This window comes from Achromobacter spanius, assembly GCF_029637605.1.
Lineage (GTDB): Bacteria > Pseudomonadota > Gammaproteobacteria > Burkholderiales > Burkholderiaceae_B > Achromobacter > Achromobacter spanius_E.
This window is the reverse complement of sequence record NZ_CP121261.1, coordinates 3,344,159-3,364,241: the sequence shown is the minus strand read 5'-3', so window position 1 is coordinate 3,364,241 and position 20,083 is coordinate 3,344,159. Positions and strand designations below refer to the sequence as shown.

General features: G+C 64.5%; 21 protein-coding genes. 13 read left to right on the top strand and 8 right to left on the bottom strand.

Annotated features, from left to right (window positions below; translation table 11 throughout):
• Window positions 1-61 precede the first annotated feature (61 nt).
• From P8T11_RS14960 to P8T11_RS14940, 5 genes are all read left to right on the top strand, one after another.
• Window positions 62-994, top strand: a complete 933-nt coding sequence (locus P8T11_RS14960; protein WP_268081205.1) for a 3-keto-5-aminohexanoate cleavage protein — start codon at window positions 62-64, stop codon at window positions 992-994.
• 37 nt (window positions 995-1,031) lie between these two features.
• Window positions 1,032-2,234, top strand: a complete 1,203-nt coding sequence (locus P8T11_RS14955) for a CaiB/BaiF CoA transferase family protein (protein ID WP_268081206.1) — start codon at window positions 1,032-1,034, stop codon at window positions 2,232-2,234.
• 1 nt (window position 2,235) lies between these two features.
• Window positions 2,236-3,009, top strand: a complete 774-nt coding sequence (locus P8T11_RS14950) for an enoyl-CoA hydratase/isomerase family protein (RefSeq protein WP_268081207.1) — start codon at window positions 2,236-2,238, stop codon at window positions 3,007-3,009.
• Between the two features lie 10 nt (window positions 3,010-3,019).
• A complete protein-coding gene (locus P8T11_RS14945; protein ID WP_268081208.1) occupies window positions 3,020-3,895 on the top strand; it encodes an HpcH/HpaI aldolase/citrate lyase family protein in 876 nt (291 codons plus the stop codon).
• Between the two features lie 87 nt (window positions 3,896-3,982).
• On the top strand, window positions 3,983-4,957 hold the full coding sequence (locus tag P8T11_RS14940; protein WP_268081209.1) for a Bug family tripartite tricarboxylate transporter substrate binding protein: 975 nt from the start codon (window positions 3,983-3,985) through the stop codon (window positions 4,955-4,957).
• Window positions 4,958-5,405: 448 nt separating this feature from the next.
• Here P8T11_RS14940 and P8T11_RS14935 read toward each other — a convergent pair whose 3' ends face one another.
• Together P8T11_RS14935 and P8T11_RS14930 are read right to left on the bottom strand one after the other, a co-directional pair.
• Entirely contained in the window at window positions 5,406-6,995 is a 1,590-nt protein-coding gene (locus P8T11_RS14935) for a sulfatase family protein (protein WP_268081210.1), read from the bottom strand.
• Complete coding sequence (locus P8T11_RS14930) at window positions 6,992-7,951, bottom strand: Bug family tripartite tricarboxylate transporter substrate binding protein (RefSeq protein WP_268081211.1); 960 nt, start codon at window positions 7,949-7,951, stop codon at window positions 6,992-6,994. The genes P8T11_RS14935 and P8T11_RS14930 overlap by 4 nt, the downstream gene beginning before the upstream one ends.
• A gap of 115 nt (window positions 7,952-8,066) precedes the next feature.
• On the opposite strand from P8T11_RS14930, the gene P8T11_RS14925 reads away from it, so the two are divergent.
• The 3 genes from P8T11_RS14925 to P8T11_RS14915 all read left to right on the top strand — a co-directional run bounded on the left by P8T11_RS14925 (window position 8,067) and on the right by P8T11_RS14915 (window position 10,090).
• Entirely contained in the window at window positions 8,067-9,008 is a 942-nt protein-coding gene (locus P8T11_RS14925) for a LysR family transcriptional regulator (protein ID WP_268081212.1), read from the top strand.
• Between the two features lie 191 nt (window positions 9,009-9,199).
• Complete coding sequence (locus P8T11_RS14920) at window positions 9,200-9,586, top strand: DUF6152 family protein (RefSeq protein WP_268081213.1); 387 nt, start codon at window positions 9,200-9,202, stop codon at window positions 9,584-9,586.
• An 18-nt stretch (window positions 9,587-9,604) separates the two neighbouring features.
• Complete coding sequence (locus P8T11_RS14915) at window positions 9,605-10,090, top strand: DUF6644 family protein (RefSeq protein WP_268081214.1); 486 nt, start codon at window positions 9,605-9,607, stop codon at window positions 10,088-10,090.
• A gap of 48 nt (window positions 10,091-10,138) precedes the next feature.
• Here the strand turns inward: P8T11_RS14915 and P8T11_RS14910 are convergent, their stop codons facing one another.
• The 4 genes from P8T11_RS14910 to P8T11_RS14895 form a co-directional block, all read right to left on the bottom strand.
• Complete coding sequence (locus P8T11_RS14910) at window positions 10,139-10,426, bottom strand: c-type cytochrome (protein WP_268081215.1); 288 nt, start codon at window positions 10,424-10,426, stop codon at window positions 10,139-10,141.
• Between the two features lie 100 nt (window positions 10,427-10,526).
• Window positions 10,527-11,765: a sulfite oxidase gene (locus P8T11_RS14905; protein WP_268081216.1), complete on the bottom strand. Its 1,239-nt coding sequence runs from the start codon at window positions 11,763-11,765 to the stop codon at window positions 10,527-10,529.
• 249 nt (window positions 11,766-12,014) lie between these two features.
• Window positions 12,015-12,962, bottom strand: coding sequence for a sensor domain-containing diguanylate cyclase (locus P8T11_RS14900; protein ID WP_268081217.1), 948 nt, complete (start codon window positions 12,960-12,962; stop codon window positions 12,015-12,017).
• Window positions 12,963-12,979: 17 nt separating this feature from the next.
• Window positions 12,980-13,438: a hypothetical protein gene (locus P8T11_RS14895; protein WP_268081218.1), complete on the bottom strand. Its 459-nt coding sequence runs from the start codon at window positions 13,436-13,438 to the stop codon at window positions 12,980-12,982.
• Between the two features lie 325 nt (window positions 13,439-13,763).
• Here P8T11_RS14895 and relB point away from each other — a divergent pair, with 325 nt between their 5' ends.
• Both relB and P8T11_RS14885 read left to right on the top strand, forming a co-directional pair.
• Window positions 13,764-13,982: a type II toxin-antitoxin system RelB family antitoxin gene (gene relB, locus P8T11_RS14890; RefSeq protein WP_268081219.1), complete on the top strand. Its 219-nt coding sequence runs from the start codon at window positions 13,764-13,766 to the stop codon at window positions 13,980-13,982.
• A gap of 33 nt (window positions 13,983-14,015) precedes the next feature.
• Window positions 14,016-14,291 carry a type II toxin-antitoxin system RelE/ParE family toxin gene (locus P8T11_RS14885; protein WP_268081220.1) on the top strand — a complete coding sequence of 92 codons (276 nt, stop codon included), beginning with the start codon at window positions 14,016-14,018 and terminating at the stop codon, window positions 14,289-14,291.
• Between the two features lie 26 nt (window positions 14,292-14,317).
• Here the strand turns inward: P8T11_RS14885 and P8T11_RS14880 are convergent, their stop codons facing one another.
• On the bottom strand, window positions 14,318-15,307 hold the full coding sequence (locus tag P8T11_RS14880) for a LysR family transcriptional regulator (protein WP_268082350.1): 990 nt from the start codon (window positions 15,305-15,307) through the stop codon (window positions 14,318-14,320).
• Window positions 15,308-15,397: 90 nt separating this feature from the next.
• Here P8T11_RS14880 and P8T11_RS14875 point away from each other — a divergent pair, with 90 nt between their 5' ends.
• Genes P8T11_RS14875 through P8T11_RS14865 form a run of 3 tightly spaced genes read left to right on the top strand, consistent with a single transcriptional unit; the run spans window position 15,398 to window position 18,707 of the window.
• The gene (locus P8T11_RS14875; protein WP_418910299.1) at window positions 15,398-16,669 is read left to right on the top strand and encodes a CaiB/BaiF CoA transferase family protein; all 1,272 of its coding nucleotides are present in this window, start codon (window positions 15,398-15,400) and stop codon (window positions 16,667-16,669) included.
• Window positions 16,669-17,733 (top strand): NADPH:quinone oxidoreductase family protein, encoded by a 1,065-nt coding sequence (locus P8T11_RS14870; protein ID WP_268081221.1) that lies wholly within the window; start codon window positions 16,669-16,671, stop codon window positions 17,731-17,733. Before P8T11_RS14875 ends, P8T11_RS14870 begins: the two co-directional genes overlap by 1 nt.
• Window positions 17,682-18,707 carry a Bug family tripartite tricarboxylate transporter substrate binding protein gene (locus P8T11_RS14865; RefSeq protein WP_268081222.1) on the top strand — a complete coding sequence of 342 codons (1,026 nt, stop codon included), beginning with the start codon at window positions 17,682-17,684 and terminating at the stop codon, window positions 18,705-18,707. The genes P8T11_RS14870 and P8T11_RS14865 overlap by 52 nt, the downstream gene beginning before the upstream one ends.
• Window positions 18,708-18,768: 61 nt before the next feature.
• Here P8T11_RS14865 and P8T11_RS14860 read toward each other — a convergent pair whose 3' ends face one another.
• Window positions 18,769-19,950, bottom strand: coding sequence for an MFS transporter (locus tag P8T11_RS14860; protein ID WP_268081223.1), 1,182 nt, complete (start codon window positions 19,948-19,950; stop codon window positions 18,769-18,771).
• Between the last annotated feature and the right edge of the window lie 133 nt (window positions 19,951-20,083).

The following is a 20,083-nucleotide window of genomic DNA, read 5'->3' as shown; positions in this document are numbered from 1 at the left end:
CGTATCCGGCTTCCGGGCGGAATCACCCGGGCGCCACGACCCGACTTTGTAGGAGACAGGCATGCGCAAATCCCCGAAAGTCATCATCACGTGCGCCGTCACGGGTTCGATCCACACCCCGTCGATGTCGCCGTATCTACCCATTACACCCAAGCAGATCGCTGACGACGCGGTAGCCGCGGCCGCAGCGGGCGCCGCCATGCTGCACCTGCATGCGCGCGACCCCGAAACCGGCCGTCCGGATCAGGACCCCAAGCTGTTCGCGCAGTTTCTGCCCGAAATCAAGGCGCGCAGCAACGCCATTCTGAACATCACGACGGGCGGCGGCCTGGGTATGTCGCTGGACCAGCGGCTAGCCCCGGCCAAGTGGGCACAGCCGGAAGTGGCATCGATGAACATGGGGTCGCTGAACTTCAACATTGCCGGAGCGGGCGAGCGCATCAGCGAGTTCAAGTTCGATTGGGAGAAGCCTTATTTGGAGATGACGCGCGACTTCATCCTGTCCAACACCTTTGCGCAGATCGACCGCGGCCTGCGCGAGCTTTCGGACGTGGGCACGCGCTTTGAATTCGAATGCTACGACGTCGGGCATCTGTACAACCTGGCGCATTTCGTCGACCGCGGGCTCGCCAAGCCGCCGTTTTTTTTGCAATGCATTTTCGGCATCCTGGGCGGCATCGGTGCCGACCACGACAACCTCTTGCACATGCGCACCATTGCCGATCGCCTGTTTGGTGACGACTACTACCTGTCGGTGCTGGCCGCCGGCCGTCACCAGTTGCCGTTCGTCACCGCCAGCGCGCTGCTGGGCGGCAACGTCAGGGTGGGCCTGGAAGACAGCCTGTATGCGGGCCGTGGCAAGTTGGCCACCTCCAATGCCGAGCAAGTCGCGAAGATTCGCCGAATCTTGGAAGAGCTGTCGTTCGAGATCGCCACGCCCGATGAGGCGCGGGCCATGATTCAAACCAAGGGCGGCGCCAACGTTGCCTTTTGAGCCAAGGCGGCGCGTGCCCATAGAGGAGGTCGATACGATGGACGCCTTACAAGGATTGCGGGTGGTGGATTTTTCAAAGGTGCTTGCCGGGCCGCTGTGCACGCAGTACCTGGGCGATATGGGCGCCGAAGTCATCAAGGTGGAGCCGCTGCAAGGCGACGACACGCGGCGCTGGCCGCCGTTCCGGCAGGAAGACGGCACGGTGTTCTTAAGCGTCAACCGGAACAAGCGCAGCGTGGCGCTGGACCTGAAGTCCGCCCAAGGCCGCGAGGCCGCGCAGCGCCTCATCGCCACGGCCGACATCGTCGTGGAAAGCTTTGGCCCCGGCGTGGCTACCCGGCTGGGCATCGACTACGCCTCTGCCGCCGCGCTGCGGCCGGACGTGGTTTATTGCAGCATTTCCGGCTTTGGCAGCAAAGGGCCACTGAATCGCGGCAAGGGTTATGACGTCATCCTGCAGGCCTTCAGCGGCATGATGTCGATTACGGGCGAACAAGGCGGGCCCGCCATCCGCAGCCCGATTTCCCCCATCGACCAGGCCACCGGCATGCATGCGGCTACCGGCATCCTGGCCGCGGTGGTGCGGCGGCTGCGCACGGGCAAGGGTTGCAAGGTCGAGGCCTCGCTGTTTGACACCTCGGTCGGCTTTATGAGCTACGTCATGCAGAGCTATTGGGAGCGCGGCACCGAGCCTTGCCGTTGGGGCTCGGCGCATGAGTCTCTGTGCCCGTACCAAGTGTTTCAAGCCAATGATCGGCCGCTGCTGCTGGGCGTGGCCAACGACACGCTATGGCGCACTTTCTGCAACGAGGCCGGCCAGCCGGAACTGGCCGACGATCCGCGCTACGCCACCAACGCCGATCGCGTGGGCCATCGCCCCGAGGTGCTGGAGCGCGTCGCTGCGATCATGGGCGAAGACAGTCGCGACGGCTGGATCGAAAGGCTGTCGCGCGCCGGCATACCCTGCGCACCGATCCAGGGCGTGGGCGAGGTGCTGACGCACGATCACATGGCAGCAAGTGACATGATTTACCGCTTTGAGGAATCCGCGCACGGCGAATTGAACGTGGTGTCGCAGCCGCTGCGATTCGACGGTCAGCGGCCCATTCCGTCTTCGCCGCCACCTACGGTGGGCCAGCACACGCGCCAGGTGCTTACCGAGCTGGGCTATGACGAAGCCGCCATTGCACATTACCTGCAGGCGCGCCAGCCCAAGGTCGCCGCCGGGGAGGCTGACTGACATGGCCATCGATTTTCATGAAGCCGACGGGGTGGCGCGGATCACCATTAACCGCCCCGAGAAAAGCAACGCGTTGGACCATGCGCATTACGACGCTCTGTCGCAGGCGTGGCGCCGCGTGCGGGACGACGACGCCATCCGCGTCGCGCTCATCACGGGGGCGGGTGAACGCACCTTCTGCGCGGGCGCCGACCTGAAGTCCTTTGTCGGTGCGCCGCCGAGCCTGGCGGCGCTGATGCACACGCAGCAAGGCCAGTTGCTCAACCGCGGGCTGGAGGTCTGGAAGCCGGTGGTGGCCGCCGTCAACGGCCATTGCCTTGGCGGCGGCATGACTCTGCTGCTGGCGACGGACCTGCGCGTGTGCGTGCCCGCGGCGACGTTCGGGCTGACGGAAGTGCAGCGTGGCGTCTTTCCCGCCAACGGTGGCACGCAGCGCGTGGCGCAGCAACTGCCGCACGCCATCGCCATGGAAATGCTGCTGCTGGGCGATGCTTTCGACGCCGACGCCGCGCTGCGCTGGGGGCTGGTCAACCGCGTGGTGCCGCAAGCCGAACTGCTGCCCGCGGCAATGGCGTATGCCCGCCGCCTGGCCGCCAATGCGCCGCTAGCCGTGCAGGCCGCCAAAGAATTGGCACTGCGTAGCCGCGACGCCGACTTGGCGACGGGTCTGCGGCTTGAACAACTGTTCCTGCGGCTGTTGCAGGACTCGCAGGATGTGGCCGAAGGCACCGAAGCGTTCGCGCAGCGGCGGCCGCCCCATTTTCAAGGACGTTGAGGAGCAAGACATGGCATTGAGATCGATGTTGTTCGTCCCGGGGGACAGCGAAAGAAAGCTGGCGAAGGCACTCGGCAGCGGCGCCGACGCGCTGATACTGGACCTGGAAGACGCGGTGGACGCCGCGCGCCTGCCGACCGCGCGTGTCATGGTGCGGGAGTACCTGGCCGCGCGCCCGGATAGCGGGCCGCAGCTGTGGGTGCGCATCAACCCGCTGGATTCGGGATTGGCCCTGGACGATCTGGCGGCGGTCGCGCGCGCAGCGCCCGACGCCATCCTGTTGCCAAAGGGGCGGGGCGCCCGCGACATCGTCGTGCTGGATCACTATCTGACCGCGCTGGAAGCGCGCGAGGGCTTGCGAGCCGGCGGCATAGGCATCATGCCGGTGGCTACCGAAATTGCCGGCGCGATGTTCAATCTGGGCAGCTATGCCGATTGCAGCGCGCGGCTGCGCGGCCTGACCTGGGGAGCGGAGGACCTAGCCGCCGTGCTGGGCGCCGCCAGCAACCGCCGTGAAGACGGCGAGTATGACTTCACTTATCAGCTGGCGCGGTCGTTATGCCTGCTGGGCGCGCACGCGGCGGGGGTGCCCGCCATCGACACAATTTGGGGCAACTTCCGCGATGGCGATGGTTTGCGGCAAGACAGCACGCGGGCGCGCCGGGCAGGCTTTACCGGGAAGATCGCCATCCACCCGGACCAGGTCGCGATCATCAACCAGGCCTTCACGCCAGATCCCGCGGACGTGGAGCGGGCGCGGCGCATCGTGCAGGCCTTCGAAGACGCGCCGGGCACGGGCACCTTGCAACTGGACGGAGAAATGCTGGACCGCCCACACCTGAAACAGGCCATGCGCATTCTTGCCAGCGTCCCGGCGGGCGGCTGACACCATTCCGGCATCTATCACGACAGGCCTGGAAGGCCTACCCGCGACCGTCCGGCACAAGGGCGGCGCCAAACCAAGGAGAGAGACATGTTGCGTTCCATCTTGACGCCGCTATGCGCGGCCGCGGCGCTGGCTGTGGGCTTGGCCAGCGCCGCGCGAGCGGCGGATTATCCGTCGCAGCCGGTGAAACTGATTACGGCGTTTGGCGCGGGTAGCGCCAGCGACATCGTCGCGCGCCTGATCGGCGAACGTCTGCAGGCGGCGCTGGGCCAGGTTGTCATCGTAGAGAACCGGCCCGGTGCCTCAGGGCAGGTGGCGGCCGATCTTGTCGCGCGCGCTCAACCCGACGGCTACACCATTATGCTGGCCACCAACACCACCCATTCGTCCAACCCTTACCTCTATAAGAACCTGCGCTACGACCCAATCAAGGATTTCACGCCGCTCGTGCAGGTGTGCAATTTTCCGTTCGTGCTGGCCGTCAGCGCCAAGCTGCCCATCCAGAACGTCCAAGACCTGCTGGCCTACGGCAAGGCCAACCCGGGCAGCTTGAACTACGCCTATGGCAACAGCACCGGGCAGATTTCCGCCGCTTCATTTGACAAGATGACCGGACTCGGCGCGGCGGCTATTCCGTACAAGAGCACGCCGCAGGCCATGACCGACATTATCGGAGGGCGTGCAACCTTCATGTTCGTGGATCTAGCTTCCGCCGCTGCGCACATCCAGGCGGGCACGCTGAAGGCGTTGGCCGTCTCGACGGAAAAGCGTAGCGCGCTGGCGCCCAATCTGCCTAGCGTGTCCGAGGCGTTGGGGCAGCCAGGCTTCGACTTGGCCGCGTGGGTTGGTATCTTCGGCCCGGCCAAGCTGCCCGAACCCATCGCCAAGCGGCTGGCCAACGAGCTCTACCGCATCGTCTCATCCGACGAGATCAAGCTGAAGCTGACGCAAATGGGCGCGGAGCCTACGCCCGCGCCGGCCTCGGCCTTTGCTCCTTTCGTGGCTCAGCAGCAAAAAGTCTGGGGAGACAAAGTGAAGCAGGCTGGCATCCAGCCCGAGTAACGGGGAACTCTGGCGGGTATGAAAACAGGCACGCGAACGCGGTACGCTCGGCGTCCAAATGCTTGTCTTTACAAGGAGCACGGCGTGTCAATGCCTGCGCGCCGGACAGCTGCGAGCGTCACGTGATCGTGCAGGCGTTCAAGTGAAATCGCTTGGGTGATGGCCGGTCATCTCCACTCCAGTCTGGTGCCATGTAGATCTGTCCAGGCCTGCGCGCGGCCATTCACGCACAACAGGAACATGCCCGACGGGCATGGCGTAGCGACAGTTCCAACTTCAATGAACTTTTTCCGAGAAAATACCAAGTTCAATGAACCATTTTGGCCAAAGTGGATGAACCAAATTTCGCTAAGTCTTTAAATTAAATGGAGATCGGCTTCGAAGATAAATGAACTTCGACAGAGGGCTTGCGAGCCTAGCCGAAGCCTCCTCAATGACAGCGTATCGGCTACGCCAACGCCGTAGGGTAGGGGCTGGTGTCGATGTGGGACAGCATGGCCCGAGACAACTGCTCCAGCAGGCGTGCGCGAACCTGCGCACTCTGCGCCGTGTCCCAGAGGTTTTGCAGCTCGTGCGGGTCCTGACGCAGGTCGTATAGCTCTCCCCAGTCTGCGCCGTCGTATATCGTCAGCCGGTGGTTTTTCGCCAGGAGCGTGCGGCAGCGAATGCGGCGGTCGAAACCCAGGATGACGCGCTGGCCTTCCTCCTCGATCATCAGCGCATCGCGCACGCCGGTGGTCTGGCCCGACATGACCGCCGCAAGATCGTGCCCCTGCATGCCGTTGTAGGGCTGGACGCCCGCGCGCGCCAGGATGCTGGGCGCGATGTCGATCGTGCTAACCAGCGCATCGCTGGCGGAACCCTCGGTGGCGCCGGCGCCGTCCCGCCAGATGAACGGCACCCGGGTCAGGCCCCGGTAGTGAATCGGGCCTTTCAGCATCAGTTGATGGTCACCCAGATAGTCGCCGTGGTCGCTGGTGAAGATCACCACGGTGTTTTCCGCCTGGCCGCTTTGCTCAAGGGCCGCCAGCACGCGTCCGATATGGTGGTCGATATTGGCGATGGATCCATAGTTCAAGGCCAGCGCTTCGCGCGTTTCGCGCTCGTTGCAGGCGAAGATCGCCGGAGTGTGCCTGACGGCCTTGCCGCTGTCGCACTGGTCGCGCAGCCATGCCACATGCGGCGGTATGGAATGCCCGGCGTGAAAGGACGCTGGCAACTCCATGTCCTCCGGCTTGTACATGTCCCAGTAGCGGCCCGGCGGCGTAAAGGGGTGATGTGGGTCGGGAAAGGAACACTGCAGGAAGAAGGGGCTGTCGCCTTGGCTGTATTCGCGCAATTTTTCGATCGTGCGATCCGCGATGTACGCCGTGGGATACAGTTCCTCGGGAACGCGGGTCCGCCAGGCTTGGCGAATGCGGGTCAGCTCATATTCCGGGGTATCGATGGCGGCTTCAAAGCCGATCATCGCTTCCACCTCCGGGTGATGGCGGCGCAGCCAATAGCGGTAATGCCCGTGGGGCTGATCGCTATGGTCGTCCACCAGGTCCGCTTGCTGGAATCCGTAGTAGGGATAGCTCAACTCATAATCGTCGCGTTCCAGCCAGGAGCGCCGGTTTTCCTGGTCGTAGCGCCCGCTGGCATCCGGCGCTACCGCTTCCAGCGGAAGACGATCCTCGGCGCGCACGGGCCAGGAAGGCGGGATGTCCGTCATGTTCTGCAGATGGAGCTTGCCCACCACGCCGGTGCGCCAGCCCGCCGAGCCCAGCATGTCCACAAAGGTCCTGCTGCGCAGCGACAGCGCAATGCCATTGTGGCGCGCGCCGTGGGCGGAGGGGTAGCGGCCTGTCATCAGGCTGGCGCGGTTCGGCATGCATATGGGGGTGGCCACATGCATATTGTCCGCGCGCCATCCGTCGGCGGCCATGCGGTCCAGATGGGGTGTCGCGACGACGCTATTGCCATAGGCGCCGAGGTGGTCGGCGCGATGCTGGTCGGTTATGAACAGCAGAAAGTTCACGGGACGGTCGGGCTTCATTGCGTGGCTCCCGATGCTTTCACCGCTGCATTCCACTTGGGCATGTCGTTGCGCACCATGTCGCCAAACGCCTGCGGCGTCATCGGACGCGGAGCCATGCCCAGCGGCTGCAGCGCGGCGGTAAATTCGGGATTCTGCAGCACGGCTTGCAGATCGGCGCTCAGGCGCTCGATCACCGGCGCCGGTGTTCCGGCCGGAGCGAACAGGCCGATCCACGACTGCACGCTCACGCCGGGGGCCACCTCTGAGAACAGCGGCGTATCGGGCAGGGCCGGATAGCGCTTGGGGTTGGCAACGCCAAGCACCCGGACTCGGCCATCGGACAGGAAAGGCAGCGCCGGCGCAATGCCGCCTATCATCAGCGGCACGTGGCCGGCCACCAGGTCGCTCATCGCTGGCCCGGCGCCCTTGTATGCTGCGTGCACCACGTCCAGGCCGGCGGCGTGCTTCAGCTGCTCCATGGCAAGCTGATGCACGGTGCCTACGCCAGGCGAGGCGTAGGTGTACTTGCCGGGATTCTGCTTCAGCACAGTCACTGCGTCAGACAGGTTCTTCGCCGGAAAGCTCTGGTTTGCAAGCAGCACCACCACGTTTTCAGCCACCATGCCGATGGGCGCAAAATCCTTGACCGGGTCGTACGGCATGTTGGGGTACAAGGCGCTGTTGATGCCATGGGTGTTGGTGGTTCCCATAAGCAAGGTATAGCCGTCGGGATTGGCGCGCGCCACCAGGCTGGCGGCAATATTGCCGCCGGCGCCGGGCTTGTTCTCGATGACCATCGTGTAGCCCCGGGCCTGCAGGCGCTGTGCCAACTGCCGTGTCAGCACGTCCACCGCGCCGCCCGGCGAGAACGGAACCACGACCTGCACGGGCCGGGCCGGATAGGCATCCGCGGCGTACGCGCCCGACGACGCCAAGGCGGTACAGGCCGCCATCACGGCCAGTGTCTTTTTCATTGTCTGTCTCCATCCACGCCGCGCATGGAACGCGGCCTGCAAAGTATGGGCGGGGCGTTCATGCCTGGGAAATGAAATAAACTCACCGAACCATAACCATTCAGTTATCCATGCCATGCCCGTACGCCTTGGTACGCATCTGAAACCACGCCATGCGGAACTGATGATTGCCCTTGATGAGGAGCGCAATCTGGGGCGCGCGGCGGATCGGCTGCACATGTCGCAGCCGGCGGCGTCCAAGGCGCTGGCGCAGTTGGAAGAGCAGGTGGGCCATGCGCTGTTCGAGCGCACAAGCCATGGCACTCAGCCCACCGCCGCCGGTTCCATCATGATCCTGCACGCCCGCCACACTCTGGGTTCGGCGGCGCGGGTCGCGGCGGAGCTGCAGGCTGCGCAGGAACGTGGGTGCGCCTTGCTGCGGCTGGGCACGCTGCCCTCGGCAGCGGTCACGGTGGCGCCGAGGCTGATAGCCGCGCTGTGCCAACGCATGCCCGCCTTGGAAGTGACGCTGGTGGAGGGGGTGCTGGACAACCTTCTGGACAGGCTTTCCGTGGACGAGTTGGATATCGTTCTGGGCCGGCTGGGCGGACGTCCGCTGCCGGCCGAATGCGAAGCGATGCGCCTGCACGATGAACCGATCTGCATCGTATCCGCGCCAGGTCATCCGCTGGCAGGTGGGCGCGACCTGCATCTGCCCGAGTTGCAGGGGCGTTCGTGGGTCTTGCCCTTGCCGGGCACCATGTTGCGGGAACGGTTGGAGCGGGCGTTCGAGCAGGCCGGCCTGCCGGTGCCGCCGGCGCGCATGCATACGAATTCGCTGCTGGCAACGTTGGCCCATATCGACCATAGTGATTGGCTCGCGGCCATGCCGACCGCCATCGCGGAGTTCTACCGCGACCGGGGCGCGCTGGATGTTCTGCCTTTGCGCATCGAGGGAAATTTCGGCGCAATCGGTGCCATCTATCGCCAGCAGGGCACGCGTATGCCCGCGGTGCAGGCCGCGCTGGACTGGCTGGCGCAGGCGCGTGAACCTAATGTCGACGTTCATTCAACCTGAGATTTGGTTCACAGAAGTTGGCCTGTAAAAATGGGTAGATCGACGCGGTGCCCGGGTTTGTACTAGGGCTGGGCATAGCCGCTGTCCGCCGTGGTTGAAACCGCCATCCCGCTGCTATGCTTGGCTCACTGGCCGCCACGCTGCAGCGCCGGGCCATGGCGGCAGCCCAACCGCAACCCAGGAGCATCGACATGAAGCTATCCAAACGCGTGTTATTGGCAGGGCTGGCGTTATCCGCGCTGGCGGCAGTGGCCCCCGCGGCCATGGCGCATCACGGTTGGTCTTGGGCGGAATCCGAACAGATGACCTTGCAAGGCACGATCGAGCAGGTGCAGATCGCGCCGCCCCATCCCAATTTGAGGGTGCGAGCCAGCGATGGTGTCTGGGTGGTCGAACTTGGCAATCCCAACCAGACGAAGGAAGCGGGATTTGTCGAGGGGTCCGCCAAGCCGGGCGACGCCATCACCGCCATTGGCAACCGCGATCAGGACGCTGGCAACAAGCGCATGAAGGCCGTCCAGATCAAGGTGGGCGGCAAGACCTACGACATCTATCCCAGCCGCATCAAGAAGCCCTGAGCCGCACGGCCCTCAGCCATGCCTGAACTGCTTCGGCTGGCGCTGGAACAGCTTACGACCCTGCCGCCAGCGATGTGGCTGCGACGGTCCGGAACGCTGTACCTTCTGATCAACGCCGCCCATATCGGCGCCATCGGCCTGTTGATCGGTTCAATCGTTCCGCTGGACCTGCGCCTGCTCGGCGTCCTCAAGCCCACTTCCCTGGCGCTGCTGGCGCCTGTGTTGGCGCGCACGGCCGCGGTTGGGCTTGCGCTGGCCGTACTGACCGGCGCCACGCTGTTTACCGTGCGTCCGCAGGAATACCTGCAGAATCCGGCATTCGTGGTGAAGATGGGCTTGCTGGGCGCGGGTGCGATCAACGCCTGGTTCGTGCGCCGGGGCGGGGCATGGGGGCGGGTACTGCAGGGAGACCGCCCGTCCGGCGCGCTGCGTTGCCAGGCCGCCGTTTCGCTGCTGCTGTGGACGGGCTGCCTGGTAGCGGGCAGGTGGATCGGGTTCCTGTAGCTTGCGGTTCGTCGGCACAGGCCAGGTCAGGCCGATGGCGTCCCGGTGCTACTGCGCTGCGCCGGTTGCGCTGGCCACATAGTTCGCAAGCGCCTGTACATCCCCATCGCTCATCGCGTCAAAAGCCGGCATGACGCCGATGCCGTTGCGTACGGCCTGCATGACTCGCTGCGCGTCTGGCTTGAGCTCGTCCAGACTCGGTCCAATGGTCCCCTTGGCGCCCGCGTCGGCCATCGTGTGGCAAACGGCGCAGGCCGGCGTTGAGCCCTTCAGGAACAGCGCGCGGCCAGCCTCGGCATCAGCGGGCTCGGCGGCGATGGTCAAACTGCCCGGCATGCATATGAGGGCCGCCGCCAACAGGGGGAATATCCGCCACCCTGTAAGGCGGCGCGGTGTAGGAGCTGACACAAACCTGCTCTGCATCAATCCGCCATGTTCATGACACATTGACTGCCAAGCCGTGATCCTGCCAGCTACTGTTGATATACCCCCGTACATTTTCAAATCGCTTTTCCACCTGCACATTGCCCGCTGTGTCTTCGACGCGGCTGACCAGTGTGTGCTGTCCCGCCGGAAGATCGATGGGCAGCGCGAACTGTCGCCACGCGTATTTGCCAAGGTCCGGCCCGATAAGCGATGCCTCTTTCCAGGTCTTGCCGCCGTCTATCGAGACCTCCACCCGCTTGACCGCATGCATGCCCCCGAACGCCACGCCCCGCACGACGGCACGTCCCGCCTTAAGGGCCTGCCCATCCGTGCCAGGCGCGGTGATCCAGGACTTGGGCTCCATGGCCCAAACGGACGGCTGGTCGGGGCTGGATTTGGCGCCCATCGGTGTCAGCCGATAGCCGGTTTGCTGGATCTTCGCGCGGCTCTGCTCGTCAGTGAAGGCCAAGCGCTTGATGTACTTGACGTTGTTGACGCCGGTATAACCAGGAACGATCAGCCGCAGCGGGCCGCCGTGAGCCAGCGACAGAGGCTCGTTGTTCATTTCCCAGGCCAGCATGGCATCTTGCATGGCCTCGCGCGGCACCGAGCGCTCTACAAGCAAGGACATGGGATCCAAGCCTTCGGGCAAAACTTCACCGCCTGTGCCCGTCATGTAGACGGGTTTGCCCTTCAGGCCGCCCAGGTATTCGACCAAGGTGCGCACGGAAATGCCTGACCACATGACGCAGCCGGCCGCGCCCACCTCCCATGGCGTTCCACTGGGCTTGTGCGGAAAAAAGCCCCGGCCGTTGCCGGAGCATTGCAGCACCGTGGCCAGCGTTTCCACGCCCAACGCCTTGAGATCCCCCACGGTCAGGGTGCGCGGTTGCTCCACGCCGACAATCTCGATGGTCCATGCATCGCGGTCGTCCAGGACGGACGCGGCGGGTGGCGGAAGGTTGTTGCGTACGTAGAGTTGGCGTGATGGCGTGATGACCCCGTCACCAAAGGCGCTGCGCTTGGTTTCGATCGTGTTGGCACTATGAACGATGACGCTGTCGGCGTCTTTCCATGCCGCGTAGGCTGGCAAGGGCTTGGCTGCGGGGGCGGCTTTGGTCGCGGTGGTGTTAGCGACGGCGTCCGTGGCACAGACGGCACCTGTGGCGCCCAGGCCAACGGCCGCAAGGGCGCCAGCGCTGCCTGCCAGCAGGCGGCGTCGGGCAAGGTTTGGGGGAAGCGTCTCCATGGCATGCCTCTTTGGTTGCCGCGCCTTTGAGAACCCGGCGCTGTGTTCTACCGATGGTGGCCCGGCGAAGCGGGGCCTTCTGCATCATCGACACTGCGTTTTTTTATGTCAAGGGGTTCTAAAGAACTATGGATTTCGTACTTTTTTGGCATAAGAGCTTGGGATGACCAAGCTGGCGCGGCCCGTCAGCAACACGCCGGCGCACCGTGCGGCAAGCCGCGGATGTCGGATTCTATTCGTTGAGCCCGCTCACGACCGCCATTGCACATGCTCAACGCGGTCGCGCCCGTTGTGCTTGGCGGCATATAGCTGTTCGTCCACGGCCTTGATGAAGTCGGCACGTTCCGCCTTTCCATCAAGTACCACCGTGCCCGCGCCGATGCTGACGGTGACGCGCCTGCCATGCGGCGACAGGGCGTGCAGAATGGATTTTTTCCGAAGCAGGCGCTGGCAGCGTTCGGCGACTTTTCGGGCAACCTCGGCGTCGGCCTCGGGCAGCAGCACGACGAATTCCTCGCCGCCATAACGCGCCACCAGATCGCGGGGGCCGTCCAGCGCCAAGCTCAGCGTCTGGGCAATTTCCACCAAGCAGTTGTCGCCTTGGGTGTGGCCATACAAATCGTTGTATTGCTTGAAAAAGTCCACGTCGAACAGCAGCACGGACAGGGGGCGTTGTTCGCTTTCCGCGCGTTCCCATTCCAATTCAAAACACCGATCGAAGCGGCGGCGGTTGGCAATATTCGTCAGGCTGTCCTTGAAGGAAAGTACCTCCAGCTCTTTTTGCAGGCTCAGCAGCGTTTCTTCGGTCTTCTTGCGTTCGGTGATGTCGAACATGAAGCCGATCAGCGAATCGACGTCGCCGCTGCCGTTGCGCACGACGTGCACCACATCACGAATCCACACGTAGCCGTTGTCCTTGGTCAGCGCGCGGTAGTCGGCCTCGTGGTCCACGCCGGCCTGGGATTGGGTGACGCAGAAATTCACCACGTACTCGCGGTCCTCGGGATGCATGCGCATGGCCCAGTCTTCGGCGCTTACCCAGCTTTCAGTGCTCCAGCCCAGCAATGCCTCGATCTGCGGGCCGATGTAGGCGAACTTCATCGTGGCCCAATCGATCTTCCAAGGAATCGCCTTGGTCGACTCCAGCAAGGTCCTGTACACCGCGTTGTCATCCAAAGTCGGGCCTGCGTGGGACATGCCAAATCCTTTGTCGATCAATACGTTTCGCGCGACGTTGAAAAATACGTTCCGCCCTTGCCATCCGGCGTCAACGTCACCCGGAACGGAATCTGTTGATTGCACAGCTGCACAATCCATCGTTCGTCGACGCTTCCATACTGCCGGGAAGCGGCTGAACTGCCGGTGCCGACCGGGTTGACCTTCACGACTTCGGTTTGAATCGCGTCGACCTTCTGGCAATTCAATTGTGTTTGGGCCTGCATGGAAATGTTCCGGGCGACGTCGGCTTTCAACGTTGCACCAGCGTGCGTGTTGCCGGTGATGGGCGCTTTGGTTTGCGTGGCGGCGCAAGCGGCAAGCACCGCGGCGATTGCGGCAACGATAAAGACGCGCGAATGGCGTTTCATGATGACTCCCTTGTTGATCGGCAAAAGGTGTGCGGCGAAATTACGTCGTGGCGTCGGGCGGACGGGGGTGAGAATACCGTAGATCATTTAATGAATTCGACCCCGACCAACGAAGTGTCGACATCACGCTGGCCGGTGGCGTCGCACCTGCGTATGCGGGACTTGGCTTTTCACGCACAGCGTTTTTGTGTCGATGCCGCGTCCACGGATACATAGCGTGTGCGTTCAGCGCGCTCAGCTTCAGACGCTCACAAAATTCTCTACTTCTGAATTTTGGGGGCAGATTGCAATTTTCACCTTGAAATTGCGGCCTCGCGCAAGCTGCAGGCCTAGGATGAAGCCCTGACATCGCGCTTTCCCCCTATTGACTCCAAGTGCCTTAAAATGGCCGGTCATAAAAGGAGCTTTTGCCATGAGCCCAACCCTCTCCCCTATCGTTTCGGAATTCGAAACCGAAGAGCAAGCGGTCAGTTATGACCGCTGGTTTCGTGCGAAAGTACAGGCCAGCCGGGACGACCCGCGCCCGAGCATTCCGCACGATGCCGCGATGGCGCGTATCCGTGAAAAATTGGCAAAAAAGCTGGCCGATCATGATGCAGCGCCAGCTACGCGGCGCAGTCGAGACCGTTAATAGCCGGTATCGCAACAGGACAACCGGCCAACGATGCTTCCTATCTTTTGGAGTGCTAGCGCACTCGATGATCTGGACGAGATCACCAACTACATCGCGGAATACGACGTGCATGCAGCCATCGGCATGCACGAGCTGATCGAAAACGCAGTGCACCCAGCCTCAGAACATCCGTACCTCTACCGCCCGGGCCGTGTGCCAGGTACGCGGGAAATCGTGGCACATCCCAATTACATCCTGGTCTACGAAGTCCGAGCCGACCACATCGGGGTCATAGCTGTCATGCACGCCCGCCAGGAATACCCATAGCCGCCGCCTCGCCCCGCCGCCGGCATTCAATCGGATCGTAGAACCGATACTCCATTCCCCGCAGCGTCGCGACCGGCAGCTCGCGATCGCAAGCTTGTCCAGTCCTGCACATGCCGCTCAATATGCTCGCGGATAAAGTCGGCAAGCACGCGCGTCGCCATGGACGGAAAGCGGTTGGGCGCGGTGAGCAAATAGATGGCGTCGCCGACGCCTTCGGGCTCGAACTCGGGCAGCACTTCAAGCAGTTCCTGGTCGCGCAACTGTTCCCATACCGCGTAGCGGGGCAGCAAGGCCACGCCCAGCCCCGCCAGGACCGCGTCCCGCAGGAACGGATAGTCACCCGATTGCAGCCTGGGCGTCACGCGCAGGATCAGCGGGTCTCCGTGCTCCTGCTTCAAGCGCAGGTCAAAGCGGCGGCCCAGGGACTGCGGGGTAATCAGATCGCATCGCCCCAAGTGCTCCATCTTCTGCACCGGTTCGTTTTCCGCCAGGAATGCTGGCGACGCGCACAGGCACCATTGGATGCCGCATACCCGACGAGCCACGTGGTCCTCGGGCGGCGATGAGGTGATCTTCAGCGCCATGTCGACTTCGGCGGAGATCAGGTCTCCGATGCCGTCGTTGATATGCACGCGCAGCGAAATATCGGGATGCGCGCGCGCGAATTCAAGCAGCACAGGCGCCAGATACAGATGACCCAGGCCCGTCGGCAGCCGGATGCGCACGTCGCCCCTGACGGCGCCGTCCAGGCTATCGATGGCGGCTTGCACTGCGCGCATCTCGTCCAACAGGCGGATGCCGTGCTGATACAGCAACTGGCCGGCCTGCGTCAGTTCGACATGCCGGGTGGTGCGCCGGAAGAGCTGCGCGCCCAGGTCCAGCTCAAGCCGCTTTAGCCGATGCGACATGTTCGATCGCGTCATGCCGCAGCGCACGGCGGCGGCGCTCAGATTGCGTGATTCCACCATTGCCACGAAGAGTCTGACCAGGTTCAGGTCCGGCATATTGTCAATCATCATTCACCATTCAAGGAACAAGTTGGTGGATTGTCCAATGATGCTGGCGAGTCTAGCATCGACCGCATTGTCCTTGCCTTTATCCCACCCATGCCAACCACGCCGATCGACCCTACATCCGGCCCGCAGTCAGACTCGCATTCAGCCCCGCATTCAGGCCCGCACTCAGGCCCGCATTCAGGCCCATATTCCGGCCTGCGCGTACTCGACCTCAGCCAAGGAATCGCCGGCCCTTACTGCGCCCAAATTCTCTGGCAGCAAGGCGCGGATGTCGTGAAGGTGGAGCCGCCGGACGGCGATTGGGGCCGCCATGTCGGTGTCGTGCGCGACGGCCAGAGCGCGCTGTCGATTGCCTACAACGTGGGCAAGCGCGGCGTATGCGTGGATGCCCGCCAGCCTCGGGGCAAAGCCCTGCTGGCGCAGATGGCACAACGCGCCGACGTGTTGATCCAGAATTTCCGCCCCGGCGTCGCCGAACGCATGGGGGTGGGCTACGACAGTCTGGCAGAGCGCTGCCCGGGCCTGGTGTACGTGTCCATCAGCGGCTACGGGCCGGATGGCCCCAGCTCGAACGCACCAGCGTCGGACTCGGTGATGCAGGCCGACAGCGGGCTGATGTTCGCGAACCAGACGCCCGAGGGCGAGCCGCGCCGGATCGGCCTGCTGATGGCCGACATTGCCACGGCGCTGTATGCCGTGCAGGCCACCAGCGCCGCGCTGTATCAGCAGGCGCGCGAGGGCCGCGGCCAGCACGTGCAACTGAGCCTGTTCCAGGCCTGCGCCGCATTGCAGGTCAACGACATTCTTGCGTACGGCATGGCGGGGTCACGCGCGACGGGCGCGGTCAGCGCGCCCAACGGCGTGTTCAGTACGGCGGACGCAAGCCTGTCGGTCCTGGCGCTGAACAACGACCAGTTCGCGCGGCTTTGCCGTGCGCTGGAGCGCACCGACTGGCTGGCCGACCCGGCGCTGTCCAGCAACGAAGGTCGCATGGCGCAGCGCGAACGACTGCATCGCGAACTGGCCGTGCAACTTGCGACGCAGCCTGCCGCGCACTGGGTCGCGAGCTTCACGCGCGAAGACGTGCTGCATGCGCGGGTCAGGGACTACGACAGTTTGGCCGCGCACCCGCAGGCCGCGCATATCGGCCTGTTGGAGCCGCTGTCGCAGCCCGGCGGTGGGCCACTGCCGTTCGCACGCGTGCCAGGCGCGGCTGCGCGCCGGCCGTTGCAAGCCGCGCCCGAGATCGGCCAGCATACGGTTGCCGTGCTGACGGAGTGGGGGGTAGCGCCGTCAGATATTCAGTCCATGCTGGACATGGGTGTGTTGCGCCAAGCGCCATCTGCGCAGGAGGGCTGCTGATGCGCGCGCTGATCTGCCAACGCCATGGTCCGGTTGAAGACGTCTTGCCGGGAGACATGCCGGACGCTCCGGCCCCTGGCCCCCACGACGTCACGATTGCCGTGGAAGTCGCAAGCGTCAGCCACGCAACCAAGCTGTTGATCGAAGGGCGCTATCAAAGCCGGCCGCCCCTGCCATTCGCGCCGGGCACCGAAGCGGCCGGGCGTGTCATTGCTTGCGGGGCGGAAGTCACGCGCCTGAAGCCGGGCGACAAGGTGGTGGCGCTGTCGCGCTGGGGCTGTTATGCGGAACGCCTGACCTTGCCCGAGCACACCGTCTATCCCGTGCCCGACGACTTGCCGCTGCTGTCCGCGCTGCCCATTCCCATTTCCTACGGAACGGCCTGGTGCGCCTTGCTGTGGCGTGCCGCCATGCAGCCTGGCGACACGGTGCTGGTGTTGGGGGCCGGGTCTGGCGTCGGCTTGGCGGCGGTGGAGATTGCGTCGTCGCTGGGCGCCACGGTGCTGGCCTGCGCCAGCTCGGATGCCAAGCGCCAGGCCGCGCTGGCGGCGGGCGCCGCGCATGCGTTCGCTGCCGACGAAAACATGGTGCAGGCGGTCAAGGCGGCAAGCGGCGGACGTGGCGCCGACGTGGTGCTGGATGCCGTGGGGGGCGACGCCTTCGAGCGCAGCGTGCGCGCGGCGGCGGCCAATGCGCGGATGGTCTCGGTAGGCTTCGCCAGCGGCCGAGTTCCCGACGTGCCACTGAACCTGCTGCTTGTGAAGAACATTGCCCTGCATGGGTTTTTCTTTGGCCGCTACATAGGCTGGACGCCCGCTGACGAACGCATCGTCCACGCGCCCGCCATGCAGCGCACGATGTCCACTTTGTTTGACTGGGCCCGCAGCAAGCGGATCCGGCCAGCTGTAACGGCGGTCTATCCGATCACCGGTCTTGCCGCAGCACTCGCCGCCCTGGAAAGCCGACAAGTCGTCGGCAAGGTGGCGATCACAATAACGACGGAGACAAACCCATGCATGCCATCACTGCCCGACTCGCCCGCAGGGCGAGCCGCTCCCGCGTAGCACTACCCATCCCGCAACTGGCCGCCGCCGCGCTGGCCTTGGGGCTGGCCACAGGCCCATTGACCTCGCTGGCCGCGGACGCTGCGTTTCCGACCAAGCCCATCACCATGGTCGTCCCGTATCCGCCGGGCGGCCCGACGGATATCGTGGCGCGCCTGGTGGCCGCGGAAATGTCCAAGACCATTGGCCAGAACATCATCGTTGACAACAGGCCGGGCGCAAGCGGAATGATCGGCGCGGATCTCGTGGCGCGTGCCGCGCCGGATGGCTATACCTTCCTGGCCAACGCATCCTTGCACGTGATCAATCCGTATATCTACAAGTCCATGCGCTACGACGCCTTCAAGGATTTCGCGCCCATCACTCAGTTGGCCGACGTGCCGTTGGTGCTGGTGGTGCCGCAAACGGGCAAGGTTCGTACCGTTAAGGAATTGATCGCGCAGGGCAAGACGCAGCCGCTTAATTTCGGATCGGCGGGGTCTGCATCGGCGCAGCAGCTTGCGGGAGAGTCGTTCAAGGTGCGCTCCGGCCTGACGATGCAGCACGTGCCCTACAAGGGCAGCGCGCCGGCATTGACGGATCTGGTGGGCGGACAGATCCAGCTGATGTTCGACTCGATGCCTTCGGCCATGCCGTTCATCAAGTCCGGAAAGCTGCGCGCGGTGGCGGTTACGACGGCGCGCCGGGTGGATGAGCTTCCCGGCGTGCCGACCATGGCGGACTCCGGCTTTCCGGGGTTTGATATCAGCACCTGGTATGGCCTGTGGGCACCCAAGGGCACGCCGCCAGAAATCGTGGCCAAGCTGGCCGACCATGCCGCGCGAGCACTCAAGCAGCCCAACGTCGTGACGCAGTACACGGCGCTTGGCGCCAAGCCTGTGGGTTCGGACCCCGCCACGTTCGCGCGCTTCAATGTGTCCGAGGGACAAAAGTGGGGCGATATCGTGAAGGCGGCGCAGATAACACCGCAATAGCGGGCCCCCTCAAGCCATCAGGAAGGATGGCTTGAGGGGCAAGGTCGTCGCAAGCCGGGCCCTAAGTCTGCGCGCGCCCGGGCAGCCAGCGCCAGAACACGCCGGCCGCCACCAGGCCCAGCGTACCCACGCCGAACGATGCGCCGCCCAGCGACACCAGGGCGGTCAGCACCGACAACGCCACCGGCCCGCCGCTTGCGCCCAGGTCAGCCATGAAGCGCCAGATGCCCAGGAACTGCGTGCGGGCGCCTGGGGGCGCGGCGTCGGCGCCCAGCGTCATCACGATGCCGGAACCGATGCCGTTGCCAAAGCCCAGCAGCGCCGATACCAGGATGAAGCTCGTGACGCCGCTGGTCAGCGGAATCGCCATCAGGCTCAAGCCCATCAGCAGCGTGCAGGGCAGCGCCACCCACAGGCGGCCGCGCTGGTCCATGACCTTGCCCGCCGGATAGAACACCGACATGTCGACCGCGGCCACCAGCCCGTAGACGAGTGACGTGGTGGTGGCGTCCAGGCCCAGATGATCCGCCCACAGCGGAATCACCACCTGGCGCGACGCGCGCAGAGCGCTGATCAGCATCACGCCCACGCCCAGCGTGGCGTACACGCCGCGATGGTCTCGCGCGACCTCGCCGATGCGGGCGCGCGGAGCCCCCGCCTTCTTGCCGCCCGAGGGCTCGATGTCTGGCGCCTTGATGGCGATGAATCCCGCGCCGAACATGGCGCAGATGGCAATCCAGTACGCACCTTCCAGCCCCACGAAATGGATGAGCGCCGCGCCCGCGAAGGGGCCGATGAAGGTGCCGATGCGCGTCGTGCCGCCCAGCGTGGACAGGGCGCGTGCCCGGTACGTTATCGGCACGACCTCGATCATGTAGCTCTGGCGCGCCAGTTGAAATACCGACTGCGCGCACCCCTGCATCAGCATGGCCAACGCCAGCACCCAGAGCTTGGGAACGGTGATGACGAGCAGCAGGCCGATCATGCTCAACAGGGCGGCGCCGGCCATGGCGCGCTTCTCGCCGAAGCGCTCGGTGATCAGCGCGGACGGGATATTGCAGAGCAGCGAGCCGATCCCGATCAGGGCGGCGATCAGCCCGGCGGTGGCTACCGATGCGCCCTGGTCGCGCGCGGTGAGCGCGATGACGGGAAGGATGGCGCCATTGCTGATGCCGTACAGCAGCGACGGGCCGAACGCCGGCACGGCGATCTGCCTGAGATTGAACGAATTAGGTTGCGACATGACGGGACGATGAGAGCAAGGCCGCCTGCCGACCGCCACACCTATGCGCGCGGGGCCGGTCCGGCGGCCATCGGCGCGGGATCCCGAGAGTGTAGCGGCAGCGGCCCGCGTCCGGCTGTCGGCCGGCTGAAAG

Bases quoted from the DNA above. Each gene is read 5' to 3' on its own strand.
- P8T11_RS14960 (WP_268081205.1), top strand. From the start codon at position 62: ATGCGCAAATCCCCGAAAGTCATCATCACGTGCGCCGTCACGGGTTCG.
- P8T11_RS14955 (WP_268081206.1), top strand. From the start codon at position 1,032: ATGGACGCCTTACAAGGATTGCGGGTGGTGGATTTTTCAAAGGTGCTT.
- P8T11_RS14950 (WP_268081207.1), top strand. From the start codon at position 2,236: ATGGCCATCGATTTTCATGAAGCCGACGGGGTGGCGCGGATCACCATT.
- P8T11_RS14945 (WP_268081208.1), top strand. From the start codon at position 3,020: ATGGCATTGAGATCGATGTTGTTCGTCCCGGGGGACAGCGAAAGAAAG.
- P8T11_RS14940 (WP_268081209.1), top strand. From the start codon at position 3,983: ATGTTGCGTTCCATCTTGACGCCGCTATGCGCGGCCGCGGCGCTGGCT.
- P8T11_RS14935 (WP_268081210.1), bottom strand. From the start codon at position 6,995: ATGAAGCCCGACCGTCCCGTGAACTTTCTGCTGTTCATAACCGACCAG.
- P8T11_RS14930 (WP_268081211.1), bottom strand. From the start codon at position 7,951: ATGAAAAAGACACTGGCCGTGATGGCGGCCTGTACCGCCTTGGCGTCG.
- P8T11_RS14925 (WP_268081212.1), top strand. From the start codon at position 8,067: ATGCCCGTACGCCTTGGTACGCATCTGAAACCACGCCATGCGGAACTG.
- P8T11_RS14920 (WP_268081213.1), top strand. From the start codon at position 9,200: ATGAAGCTATCCAAACGCGTGTTATTGGCAGGGCTGGCGTTATCCGCG.
- P8T11_RS14915 (WP_268081214.1), top strand. From the start codon at position 9,605: ATGCCTGAACTGCTTCGGCTGGCGCTGGAACAGCTTACGACCCTGCCG.
- P8T11_RS14910 (WP_268081215.1), bottom strand. From the start codon at position 10,426: ATGCCGGGCAGTTTGACCATCGCCGCCGAGCCCGCTGATGCCGAGGCT.
- P8T11_RS14905 (WP_268081216.1), bottom strand. From the start codon at position 11,765: ATGGAGACGCTTCCCCCAAACCTTGCCCGACGCCGCCTGCTGGCAGGC.
- P8T11_RS14900 (WP_268081217.1), bottom strand. From the start codon at position 12,962: ATGTCCCACGCAGGCCCGACTTTGGATGACAACGCGGTGTACAGGACC.
- P8T11_RS14895 (WP_268081218.1), bottom strand. From the start codon at position 13,438: ATGATCTACGGTATTCTCACCCCCGTCCGCCCGACGCCACGACGTAAT.
- relB (WP_268081219.1), top strand. From the start codon at position 13,764: ATGAGCCCAACCCTCTCCCCTATCGTTTCGGAATTCGAAACCGAAGAG.
- P8T11_RS14885 (WP_268081220.1), top strand. From the start codon at position 14,016: ATGCTTCCTATCTTTTGGAGTGCTAGCGCACTCGATGATCTGGACGAG.
- P8T11_RS14880 (WP_268082350.1), bottom strand. From the start codon at position 15,307: ATGATTGACAATATGCCGGACCTGAACCTGGTCAGACTCTTCGTGGCA.
- P8T11_RS14875 (WP_418910299.1), top strand. From the start codon at position 15,398: ATGCCAACCACGCCGATCGACCCTACATCCGGCCCGCAGTCAGACTCG.
- P8T11_RS14870 (WP_268081221.1), top strand. From the start codon at position 16,669: ATGCGCGCGCTGATCTGCCAACGCCATGGTCCGGTTGAAGACGTCTTG.
- P8T11_RS14865 (WP_268081222.1), top strand. From the start codon at position 17,682: ATGCATGCCATCACTGCCCGACTCGCCCGCAGGGCGAGCCGCTCCCGC.
- P8T11_RS14860 (WP_268081223.1), bottom strand. From the start codon at position 19,950: ATGTCGCAACCTAATTCGTTCAATCTCAGGCAGATCGCCGTGCCGGCG.